Genomic DNA, 10,676 nt, shown 5'->3' on the forward strand with positions numbered 1-10,676 from the left:
GGGCTTGGGAGCCCCTACAGACTGGGCCGACTTCAAACCGTCATATTCATCATTTCCTGATAAGCCGCCGTCAACCGGTTCCGCACCTGCACCCCAGTCTGGAACGACACATTGGCCTTCTGCATATCGATCATCACGTCGTTGAGCGCAACGCCGGGCTTGCCCAGTTCGAACGCCTCGGCCTGGCCGTAGGCATGCTCCTGCACGCTGCTGATACGTGCCAGCGAGCGCTGCAGTTCACCGGCGAAGCTGCCCGGCGCGGCGGCGGACGCAGCGTGGCTTTCCTGCCCGGTGGCGCTTTGGGCCAGTCCGCGCAGTTGCTGCAACATGCCGTCGATGGAAGAGATGGTAGTCATGGCGATCCGCTTGGAACCCGCCCCACCCAAGGCCAGCCCTGGCTGTCCGGGGGAAACCGGTTCGAGAAAAAGTCATTAAGGGTTGCGCCGGGCACCTGCCCGGGCCGCTGCCGGCAAACCTGCCGCGATGCGCCGCCAACACAACAAATACCGCATCCGCGCGCGCCGCCAGTGCCAGCCCCCGAAGCCTACCTGCGGCCCCAGCCGGGCCATTGCGGGAATTCGGGTGGAAAACGACGCCTATTCACCGAATTGTCGATACCCGCCTTCACCGATCATCGATACCGTGCCGAATCTGGGATGCCGCTGCCTTTGCGCGCCCGGTCCGGGACCCGAATCTCATCAACTATCGCGGGGAGTACGCGTGTTTTGTCAGCAGCGTGATCTTAGCCATGCCGAAGCCAGGGTTAGCCAGGCATGCCGGGGTGGACTGGGCAGCCAGAGCGGCGCCCGCCATCCGGCCCAGCCGGTCCTGGCCCATGCCGGCCCGGCCATGACGGGGGCGCGCGCATGAACGCCGTGACAGCCCTGTCGAACAAATCCGAGTTGTTCGCGCGCATCAAGACCAACCCGCGCCTGCCTCTGATGCTGGGCGGCGCGGCCCTTGCCGCAGCCATCGCGGTGGGGGTGCTGTGGTCGCGTGCGCCGGACTACAAGGTGCTCTACAGCAACCTGTCCGAGCGGGACGGCGGTGCCGTCATCGCCTCCCTGCAGCAAATGAACGTGCCGTACAAGTTCGCCGAAGGCGGCGGTGCGGTGATGGTCCCCTCCGAGAAGGTCCACGAGACCCGGCTCCGCCTGGCTTCGCAAGGCCTGCCCAAGAGCGGCACCACCGGCATGGAGCTGATGGATACGCAGAAGTTCGGCATCAGCCAGTTTGCCGAGCAGGTCAACTACCAGCGCGGCCTGGAAGGCGAGCTGGCCCGCTCGATCGAGTCGATCGCCGCGGTGCAGTCGGCGCGCGTGCACCTGGCCATTCCCAAGCCCACGCTGTTCGTGCGCGATCGCCAGAAGCCGACTGCCTCGATCGTGCTGCAGCTCTATCCGGGCCGCGCGATCGACGACGGCCAGGTGGCCGCGATCGGCCACCTGGTCTCGTCCAGCGTGCCGGAACTCACGCCGAAATCGATCTCCATCGTCGACCAGCACGGCAACCTGCTGTCGGGCAGCGGCACCAACGAGCGCATGCTCGATGCCGGCCAGATCAAGTACGTGCAGGCGCTGGAGCGCAACTACGCGCAGCGCGTCGAAGCCATCCTGGCGCCGATCCTCGGCCAGGACAATGTGAAGGCACAAGTCACCGCCGACGTGGATTTCTCCATCGTCGAGCACACCGACGAGTCCTTCAAGCCTAACCAGGACCCCACCCGCGCCGCCATCCGCAGCCAGCAGTCCAGCGAATCGAGCCAGCAAGGCGCGGCGCCGGTCGGGGGCGTGCCGGGCGCGCTGTCCAACCAGCCGCCCGCGCCGGCCACGGCACCGATCGCCACGGCCCAGCCGCCGCGGCCGGGGCAGCCGAACCAGCCAGGACAGCAGCCGGGCCAGCAAGGCCAGCAGGCTCAGCCCGGCCAGGCCCAGGCCGGCGCCACCGCCACGGCCCAGACCGGCCCGAGCAGCAGCCGCCACGACGCCACCACCAACTACGAACTCGACCGCACCGTGCGCCATGTGCAGCAAGCACCGGGCGGCGTGAAGCGCCTGTCGGTGGCGGTGGTGGTGAACTACCGCCAGAAGGCCGGCGCCAACGGCAAGATCGTGTCCGAAGCCCTGCCCGCCGCGCAGCTTGCCCAGATCGAGAACCTGACCAAGGAAGCGATGGGCTTCTCGGCCGACCGGGGCGACTCGCTCAACGTGGTCAACAGCCCGTTCACCGCGGATACCGACATCAAGCCGGAACTGCCGCTGTGGAAGCAGCCCGAGATGATCGCGCTGGCCAAGACCGGCGCGGGTTACCTGCTGCTGGCCCTGCTGGCGCTGTTCGTGTGGTTCAAGGTGGCACGCCCGGTGCTGCGCAAGTACACCGCGCCGCCGCTGCCGCCGCCACAGGAAAAGACCGACAGCAACGAAGCCATCTTGCTGCCGCCTGAAGAGCCGGCCAATCCGGAAGTCCTGCGGCTCGCCGCTAAATATGAAAGCGATCTCGCCCTGGTGCGTGACGCCGCGCAACGCGACCCGCGCCTGGTTGCCAGTGTGATCAAGAACTGGATGTCAAGCGATGACCGATGAAGGATTGCAGAAGAGCGCCATCCTGATGATGTCGCTCGGTGAAGATGCCGCAGCGGAAGTATTCAAGCACCTCGGCCCGCGCGAGGTGCAGAGCCTGGGCGCGGCGATGGCCACGCTCAACTCGGTGACGCGCGAGCAGATGTCCTCGGTGCTGGCCGAGTTCCGCGCGGAAACCGAACAGTACCTCGCGCTCAACGTCGATTCGAGCGCCTTTATCCGCAGCGTGCTGAACAAGGCGCTGGGCGAGGAACGCGCGCTGTCGGTGATCGAGGACATCCTCGAATCGCGCGACCCGGGCGCCGGCATCGATTCGCTGAACTGGATGGATTCCACCTCGGTGGCCGAACTGATCCGCGACGAACACCCGCAGATCATCGCCACCATCCTGATCCACCTGGACCGGCAGAAGTCGTCCGAGATCGTCGGCATGTTCACCGAGCGCCTGCGCCAGGACGTGATCCTGCGGATCGCCACCTTCGGCGGCGTGCAGCCGGGGGCGTTGCAGGAACTGACCGACGTGCTGACCAAGCTGCTGGCGGGCCAGAGCCTCAAGCGCAGCCGCATGGGCGGCGTACGCACGGCGGCCGAGATCATCAACCTGATGAGCACGGCCCACGAAGAAGCGGTGATCGAAGGCGTGCGCCTGCACGACGCCGACCTCGCGCAGAAGATCATCGACGAGATGTTCCTGTTCGAGAACCTGCTCGAAGTGGACGACCGCGGCATCCAGCGGGTGCTCAAGGAAGTGGCCACGGAATCGCTCATCGTCGCGCTCAAGGGCGCGCCGGTGGAGCTGCGCGACAAGTTCATCCGCAATATGTCGACCCGCGCCGGCGAAATGCTGCGCGAAGACCTCGAAGCGCTGGGCCCGGTACGGGTCTCGCAGGTCGAGGCCGAACAGAAGAACATCCTCCAGGTGGTAAGACGCCTGGCCGAAGCCGGCGAAGTTGTAATCGGTGGTGGCGACGATGCCTACGTCTGAACGTGCCCTGCGCCAGTTCCGCGACCTTGCCGCGGACAGCGACTACGTCGAAACACGCGGCGACCAGCGCGGCAATGCCCACGGCCGCCGCGGCGCGGGCAACCGCGCCACGCCACGGGAGACCGGCTTCGAGAGCTTTGCCGCGCCGGCGGACCGCGGCGAGCAAAAGAACGGCTGGCAGCGCTGGCAGATGGTGTCGCTGGATCCACGCAAGGCCGAGCCGGAGCCGACCGAGTTCCTGCCCTTCGAGCCGGCGCCGCCGCCGATCGACTTTGCCGCGCTCGACGCCATGCGCGAAGGCGCGCGCAAGGAAGGCTACGCCCAGGGCTATACCCAGGGCCAGACCCAGGGCTACGGCGACGGCCACCGCGAAGGTTATGCGCGCGGCCTGGAAGGCGCCCGCAGCGAAGCCGCCCACCTGCAGCAACTCGCCGCGACCTTCAGCCACTCGCTTGGACGCGTGGACGAAGAAGTGGCCCAGACCCTGATCGCCCTGGCGCTGGATGTGGCGCGCCAGCTCGTGCAGCAGGCCGTGCTGGCGGATCCCGCCATCCTGTTGCCGGCAGTGCGCGAACTGCTGGCGGCCGAGCCTGCGCTGTCGGGCTCGCCCTGCCTGCTGCTCAACCCGGACGATGTCGCGCTGGTGGAAGCCCACCTGGCCGGCGAACTACAAGCCGCCGGCTGGAGCGTGCGTGCCGACCCGGCGGTGGCGCGCGGCGGCTGCGTGGCGAGCGCCGCCAGCGGCGAACTCGATGCCACGCTGTCCACGCGCTGGAGCCGCGTGGTCAAGGCGCTTGGGCGCGACGACCCGTGGGAGCCGCCCCATGCCTGATAGCGCGGCCCATAAGCACTTCACTGCGGACTCCACCGCGGACTTCACCGCTGCCGGCGTGCCGGGCCTGCATGGCCAGCGCTGGCGCGACGCGCTCGCCGCGGCCTCGGCCGGCATTGCCGAGATCGACAGCAAGCGCAGTTGCGGCCGCCTCACCCGCGCCGCCGGCCTGGTGCTGGAAGCCGTGGGCCTGCGCCTGCCGGTGGGCAGCGACTGCCTGATCGAACTGCCCGGCGGGCAGATGTCCGGCAAGCCCTCCGGCCCGCGCCTGGCCGAGGCCGAAGTGGTCGGCTTCGGCGCCGACCGGCTTTACCTGATGCCGCAATCCGACGTGGTGGGCCTGGTGCCCGGCGCGCGCGTCTATCCGCTCGAACCCACGCCATTGCCCAGCGGCGACACCGCCCCGCGCGAACCGGGCTCGAAACGCCTGCCCGTGGGCGAAGGCCTGCTCGGGCGCGTGCTCGATGCGGCCGGGCGTCCGCTGGACGGGCTGGGCCCCATCACTGCCGCCACCGAGGTCACGCTGGGCGGCACGCAGATCAACCCGCTGTCGCGCGCGCCCATCGAAACCGTGCTGGATGTGGGCGTACGCGCCATCAACGGCATGCTTACCGTCGGCCGCGGCCAGCGCATGGGCTTGTTTGCCGGCTCCGGCGTGGGCAAGAGCGTGTTGCTGGGCATGATGGCGCGCTACACCAGCGCCGAAGTGATCGTCGTCGGCCTGATCGGCGAGCGCGGGCGCGAAGTGAAAGACTTCATCGAGAACATCCTGGGACCGGAGGGGCGCGCGCGCTCCGTGGTGGTGGCCGCGCCGGCCGACACCTCGCCGCTGCTGCGCATGCAGGGCGCTTCCTATGCGACGCGCCTGGCCGAGTATTTCCGCGACCAGGGCCGCCATGTGCTGCTGATCATGGACTCGCTCACGCGCTACGCGATGGCCCAGCGCGAGATTGCGCTGGCCATCGGCGAGCCGCCCGCTACCAAGGGCTATCCGCCCTCGGTGTTCGCCAAGCTGCCCACGCTGGTGGAGCGCACCGGCAACGGCCCCGAAGGCGGCGGCTCGATCACCGCCTTCTACACGGTGCTGACCGAGGGCGATGACCAGCAGGACCCGATCGCGGATTCCGCGCGCGCCATTCTCGACGGCCATATCGTGCTATCGCGCAGCCTGGCGGAATCCGGCCACTACCCTGCCATCGACGTGGAGGCCTCGATCAGCCGTGCCATGACGGCGCTGATCGAGCCGCCGCAGTTTGCCTCGGTGCGGCGCTTCAAGCAGCTGATGTCGCGCTACCAGCGCAACCGCGACCTGATCAGCGTGGGCGCCTATGTGCCGGGCAACGATCCGGAACTGGATCTCGCCATTCACCTGCATCCGCAGATGGAAGCGTTCCTTCAGCAGGACATCCACGAGCGCGCCGGCTACGACGACTCGATCGGCCAGTTGCATAGTCTCTTCCAACGGAGTGAACATGGCTAAGCCATCTGCATTGAATACCTTGGCCGACCTGGCCCAGAACGATACGGATGCCGCCGCGCGCGAGCTGGGACGGCTGCAGGGCCTGCGCAACCAGGCGGAGCAGCAACTGGCCGCGCTCACCCAGTACCGGCAGGAATACCGCGAGCGCATGCAGGCCATCGCGCAAGACGGCATGACCTCCACGCGCTGGCAGGACTTTGCGCAGTTCCTGGCCTCGCTCGATACCGCCATCCGCCAGCAGACGGAATCGCTGGCCAGGGCCGAGGCGCAGTTGCTGGCCGGGCGCGCCAACTGGCAGCAGCAGAAACGCCGCCAGAACTCATTCGACACCCTGATTACCCGCGCGGAGACGCGCGAACACCTAGCCGGCACGCGTCGCGAACAACGCGACACCGACGAATACGCCGCCCGCCCGCGCCCCCCGCCTGCAAGTCGCGGGCCGCCACCGCTAAGCCGCCCAGCAAGACCGGATCCCAACATGATCGATATCAGCCAGATTGTCAGCAATGCCGCCAGCACGGCGGCCTCCTCGCGCAACGCCAACAACACCGGCGGCGCCGATGCGAAGCCGCAGGGGTTCGGCGATGCGCTGGCGCGCGCCCGCAGCGAGGACCGCACCAGCAGCAACCAGAGCGCCGGCAGCAATAAATGCGCCGACAGTGCCCCCGCCCGCGCCGACGCAAACGGCAAGGATGGCGCCGCCGCCGACAACGGTCCTGCCCAAGCCACGCAAGCCGCGCAAGGCAACGCGGTAGCTGCCAAGCCGTCGCGCCGCCAGGACAAGAAAGACGAGCAGGGCCAGGAAGTGGCGGCGGGGGCCCCCCCCCCCCCCCCCCCCCCCCCGCCGCTGCGCTTGCCGCCCTGCTGGCGCCACAAGCAGCCCAGCCTGCCACGCCGGCAGCCAACGGCGCGCAAACTGCCGCGGCCGGACTGCCCGGCACGGCTGCCCTGGGCACCCAGGCCGGCCTGAAGGACCTGACGGCCTCCGCCCTGGCCACCACCGCGGCCACCACGCCCGACGACGCCGCACCGGCAAGCTCGGCGGCAGCCGATACGCTGGCCACCATCGCCTCCCAGCGCGCCGCGCTGCAGCCCGCCCCGCAAACGCCGGCCAGCACCCAGGCCGCGGCCACGGACAAGCCCGCTGCCACCCCGGCCAGCGACGCTGCCAAGGCCAGCCCGGACCTGGCCGCCAGCCTCGCGGCTGCAGTGGCGGGCCAGCAAGCCGGCAAGGGACAGTCCGGCGCCGGGCAGCAGGAGACCGCCGGCCAGCCGTACAAGGGCCAGCTCCAGCTTGGCGAAGCCAGCAAGGACAGCATGCCTCAGGTTGCCGCCACCGCCGCGCCAGCCAACCCGATACAACTGGCCGCAGCCATGCGCGCCGCCGAGCCGGCCAGCACCGAAGCCGCGCCCGCCGGCGTGGCCGCCACGCCGATGATGGCCGCCAGCACCATGGCGGCGAGCCAGGCGCCCACCGCCGGCGGCCTGTCGCCAGCCACCTCGCTGCCGATCGCCCCGCCGGTAGGCGACGGCCAGTGGCCGCAAGCGCTCGGCCAGCAGATGGTGCGCCTGTCGACCCAGGGCAACCACACCGCCGAGCTGCAGCTCAACCCGCCCGATCTCGGCCCGCTCAAGGTCGTGCTCAACGTCGTCAACGACCAGGCCCAGGCTCAGTTCGTCTCGCCCCACGCAGCCGTGCGTGCCGCGGTCGAAGCAGCGCTGCCGCAGTTGCGCACCGCGCTGGCGGACAACGGCATCCAGCTTGGCCAGACCTCGGTCGGCGCCGACAGCTTTGCCGGCCAGGCCGGCAACGGTCAGCAGCAACAGCAACGCCAGCCCGGCGGCCCGCAAAACGGCTTCGGCACGCTGGCAGGCGCCACCACGGCGCCTGTCAATGCCGGCCCCGCCGCGCCGGTGGCGCGCACCCTCGCGCGCGGCGAGGTCGACACCTTCGCCTGACCGGACGCGGGCGACGGGGGCTGCGGCGCCTATGCCGCAGCCCCCGCAGCAGCCACGCGCGTTCGCGCTTACCATGTCGTTTTAGCGCAGGGCTGCAGCGCCCGCCCGCCAGAACGCCATGACCTTTGACCTGTTCGACTCCCTGCCGCAAGACGCACCCCATGCCGAGCCGATCGTGCCCGGCGCGGTGGTATTGCGCGGCTTCGCGCGCGAGCATGACCAGAGCCTGCTGGACGCCGTGCGCGGCATTGCCGCGCAAGCGCCATGGCGCCACCTCATCACGCCGGGCGGCCTGCGCATGTCGGTGGCCATGACCAACTGCGGCCCGTTTGGCTGGGTCTCGGATCTCACAGGCTACCGCTACGAAGCGGCCGATCCACTTAGCGGCCAGCCATGGCCGGCCATGCCGGCGGCGTTCCTGTCCCTGGCGCGCGAAGCCGCCGCCACTGCCGGCTTTGCGGATTTCGTGCCGGACGCCTGCCTGCTCAACCGTTACGCGCCCGGCACCCGCCTCTCCCTGCACCAGGACCGCGACGAGCTCGACCTGCGCGCGCCCATCGTCTCGGTTTCGCTCGGCCTGCCCGCCATATTCCTGTTCGGCGGCCTGCGGCGCGCCGAGCGCCCGCTACGCGTGCGGCTGGCGCATGGCGACGTGGTGGTTTGGGGCGGCCCAGCGCGCCTGGCGTTCCATGGCATCGCGCCCTTGGCGGACGGCGACCACGCGCTGCTGGGGCGCGAGCGGATCAACCTGACCTTCCGCAAGACACGCTAGCGGGCGACGCGGCACCAGTCCCCGTCAGCCCGCTTCATCGAGCAGCGCCAGGCGGCTTTCGTCGGGAAAGGTCCGTACGCGGTACCTGACGGGATAGAGCGCTTCTTCCTCGACCAGATCGCCAAGCAGCGCCAGCGCCTGCTGCCATGCCACCACCCGCGTCTTCCCCGGGGCATCGTCGGCATCGGGCCGCACCAGGGCGATACGGTCCGTGCGCGGCAGCGAGGTGTCCACGCCGCAGGTCCAAGTGGCGACCGAAAACGAGGCCACGGGATCGTCCTGCTGGCCGTAGAGCAGGTAACTCGCCAGGAACACACCAGCGCCGGCGTGCTCGTTCAGGCGATCGATGGCAGCCTTCTGCGTGTCGTATTCTTCCTTTTGGTACAGCCGTTTGAGGTGGGCAAGATGCCGTGCCGCCTGCGCGCCGGCCGGCACGAAATGCGACACGTCCGGGCCAGACGGCACGGCGTGCGCCGCGTGCCAGGCGTCCGCGGGCCCGTAGCGGAACATGGCAGGCGAGATCGTGCGGCCCTGCCGCGAAGCCTGCAGGCTCAGCTCCACCATGTGCAGTTGCCCCGCTTCGTCCTGGTCGCCGGTCACCAGCAGTACCTCGCGGGTGGGCAACATGAACACCGGGCGGCCGCGCACCGGCACCCGCTGCAGCACATCCGGCAGCAGCGCACGGCTAGCCTCGTAGCCATCACTCCAGGCGCCCTGGTACACGCCCTGAGCCACCTGCACGAAGGCCTCGGCGGTGTGGTCGCGCAGGTTGTCGGCCGCGATCCGCAGCGCCTGGTCCAGGGTCAGTTGCCAGGAGGCGGAGGGGCCGTTCAACAGGGTCGAGGTGGTTTCCGGGTAGTCCACCGCCAGGAGGATCACGCAATCGTCGCCGAAGGGCAGGCAGGCGGCCTGGAAGCTCGAGGCATCGCCCTCGGTGCGCATGTGATGCAGCCGGATTTCATCGATCAGCGAGCGGCTGCGGATCAGCGGGCGGAGCATGGGGCCGGCCTCTGACAGCAAGGCAGGCGTAGCCTGGCCGCTGGAGCACAAGGTCGCCACGAAGCTGTGCAGCGCCTTGTCGCGCTGTGCGCCGCGCGTCTCGCAATACGCCCGGTAGGCATTGTGGAGGTTGAAAAAGGCATTGCGCCCGTGCTCCAGCCGGAACTCGTCCGCATTGAATTCCAGGCGGCCCTCGAAACCCTGGCGCCTGGCCGCGGCAATGAAATGCGCCGCGAAACGGTCCGGCGGCGGCTTGCGCAGGAAGAGCGAATCGAAGAAACCCATGACGATGGCGTGGCGCGGGTGGCATTGCTCACACCTTACCCCATGTCGCGCCTGTGCCGCGCGGCCGGCGCGCCCGGCTATGCGGCCTGCCGCGCTAACCCGGCCTCAGTCGACCCAGTTGACCTTGGCAAATTTGCGCGAGAAGGCTTCCGGCATCGGTACCACCTTCTTGATCTGGTAGTTAAAAAAGACAAAACCGGACTTGGCCATGGCCACCAGCGCCTGGTCCTGCGGGCGCGTGATGCGGAAAGTGATGTCGCCACCGTATCGATTGAAATCCATCACCCCGACTTCGAACAGCAACTGGTCGCGGGCGTGCGCCTCGTTGCGGTAGGTGGTGGCGAGGTCGCTGACGATGATGCCGACGCCGTCGCCCTGGGTTTCCTGGATGCCGAATTCGAAGAGGAAACGGGCACGGGCCTCGGAGATCATCGAGATCATTGAGTCGTTGCCGAGGTGGTTGGCTGAGTTGATGTCGGTTACGCGTACTGTGAGGTGGGTGGAGTAGCAGTACTGGTCTTCGGGGAATTCGAGTTTGAGGCGGGCCATGATGCTAAGGGGGAAAACTAGGTAAGGTTTCATCCGCACTACGTGCGGTTGTTCGGGCTGATGCCGCGCTGGTGGGTTGGCGCAGGCTGCGCTGTTCAATCTAGGATTATTCGATGTGGATTGGGGATTTTTGTGAATTATGTGTTTTAGATTTTGGGAATTGGGGGGTGAAACGGTGGTCTTTTTAGGTTATTTGGTTATTTTATTGGCGGTGTTGGTTTTTGCACCCAAAGGAA

General features: G+C 68.4%; 9 protein-coding genes and 1 pseudogene. 7 read left to right on the forward strand and 3 right to left on the reverse strand.

Annotated elements, in window-relative coordinates; translation table 11 throughout:
* Positions 1–32: 32 nt before the first annotated feature.
* On the reverse strand, positions 33–356 hold the full coding sequence (gene fliE / locus CF70_RS14805) for a flagellar hook-basal body complex protein FliE (RefSeq protein ID WP_035865820.1): 324 nt from the start codon (positions 354–356) through the stop codon (positions 33–35).
* A gap of 510 nt (positions 357–866) precedes the next feature.
* Between fliE and fliF the strand changes: the two genes are divergently transcribed.
* The 7 genes and pseudogenes from fliF to alkB all read left to right on the forward strand — a co-directional run bounded on the left by fliF (position 867) and on the right by alkB (position 8,607).
* Positions 867–2,582 (forward strand): flagellar basal-body MS-ring/collar protein FliF, encoded by a 1,716-nt coding sequence (gene fliF, locus CF70_RS14810; protein ID WP_035865823.1) that lies wholly within the window; start codon positions 867–869, stop codon positions 2,580–2,582.
* Positions 2,572–3,564, forward strand: coding sequence for a flagellar motor switch protein FliG (gene fliG, locus CF70_RS14815; RefSeq protein WP_035865826.1), 993 nt, complete (start codon positions 2,572–2,574; stop codon positions 3,562–3,564). The genes fliF and fliG overlap by 11 nt, the downstream gene beginning before the upstream one ends.
* Positions 3,551–4,396 carry a flagellar assembly protein FliH gene (fliH, locus tag CF70_RS14820; RefSeq protein ID WP_035865829.1) on the forward strand — a complete coding sequence of 282 codons (846 nt, stop codon included), beginning with the start codon at positions 3,551–3,553 and terminating at the stop codon, positions 4,394–4,396. Before fliG ends, fliH begins: the two co-directional genes overlap by 14 nt.
* Entirely contained in the window at positions 4,389–5,876 is a 1,488-nt protein-coding gene (gene fliI, locus CF70_RS14825) for a flagellar protein export ATPase FliI (protein WP_035865833.1), read from the forward strand. Before fliH ends, fliI begins: the two co-directional genes overlap by 8 nt.
* Positions 5,869–6,312: pseudogene (gene fliJ, locus CF70_RS14830) on the forward strand (flagellar export protein FliJ); the annotation flags it as partial. The gene fliI and the pseudogene fliJ, both read left to right, overlap by 8 nt.
* Positions 6,313–7,085: 773 nt before the next feature.
* Entirely contained in the window at positions 7,086–7,835 is a 750-nt protein-coding gene (locus CF70_RS37800; protein ID WP_051648468.1) for a flagellar hook-length control protein FliK, read from the forward strand.
* A gap of 118 nt (positions 7,836–7,953) precedes the next feature.
* A complete protein-coding gene (alkB, locus tag CF70_RS14840) occupies positions 7,954–8,607 on the forward strand; it encodes a DNA oxidative demethylase AlkB (protein ID WP_035865836.1) in 654 nt (217 codons plus the stop codon).
* A 24-nt stretch (positions 8,608–8,631) separates the two neighbouring features.
* On the opposite strand, the gene CF70_RS14845 is transcribed toward alkB, so the two are convergent.
* Both CF70_RS14845 and CF70_RS14850 read right to left on the reverse strand, forming a co-directional pair.
* Entirely contained in the window at positions 8,632–9,891 is a 1,260-nt protein-coding gene (locus CF70_RS14845) for a hypothetical protein (RefSeq protein WP_051648474.1), read from the reverse strand.
* Positions 9,892–9,996: 105 nt separating this feature from the next.
* On the reverse strand, positions 9,997–10,440 hold the full coding sequence (locus CF70_RS14850; RefSeq protein ID WP_035865838.1) for a thioesterase family protein: 444 nt from the start codon (positions 10,438–10,440) through the stop codon (positions 9,997–9,999).
* Positions 10,441–10,676 lie beyond the last annotated feature (236 nt).

It is taken from the genome of Cupriavidus sp. SK-3, assembly GCF_000611145.1.
Classification (GTDB): domain Bacteria; phylum Pseudomonadota; class Gammaproteobacteria; order Burkholderiales; family Burkholderiaceae; genus Cupriavidus.

Excerpts from the sequence above, each read along its gene's own strand:
- fliG (WP_035865826.1), top strand. The coding sequence starts at position 2,572 with ATGACCGATGAAGGATTGCAGAAGAGCGCCATCCTGATGATGTCGCTC.
- alkB (WP_035865836.1), top strand. The coding sequence starts at position 7,954 with ATGACCTTTGACCTGTTCGACTCCCTGCCGCAAGACGCACCCCATGCC.
- fliF (WP_035865823.1), top strand. The coding sequence starts at position 867 with ATGAACGCCGTGACAGCCCTGTCGAACAAATCCGAGTTGTTCGCGCGC.
- fliI (WP_035865833.1), top strand. The coding sequence starts at position 4,389 with ATGCCTGATAGCGCGGCCCATAAGCACTTCACTGCGGACTCCACCGCG.
- fliE (WP_035865820.1), bottom strand. The coding sequence starts at position 356 with ATGACTACCATCTCTTCCATCGACGGCATGTTGCAGCAACTGCGCGGA.
- CF70_RS14845 (WP_051648474.1), bottom strand. The coding sequence starts at position 9,891 with ATGGGTTTCTTCGATTCGCTCTTCCTGCGCAAGCCGCCGCCGGACCGT.
- CF70_RS14850 (WP_035865838.1), bottom strand. The coding sequence starts at position 10,440 with ATGGCCCGCCTCAAACTCGAATTCCCCGAAGACCAGTACTGCTACTCC.
- fliH (WP_035865829.1), top strand. The coding sequence starts at position 3,551 with ATGCCTACGTCTGAACGTGCCCTGCGCCAGTTCCGCGACCTTGCCGCG.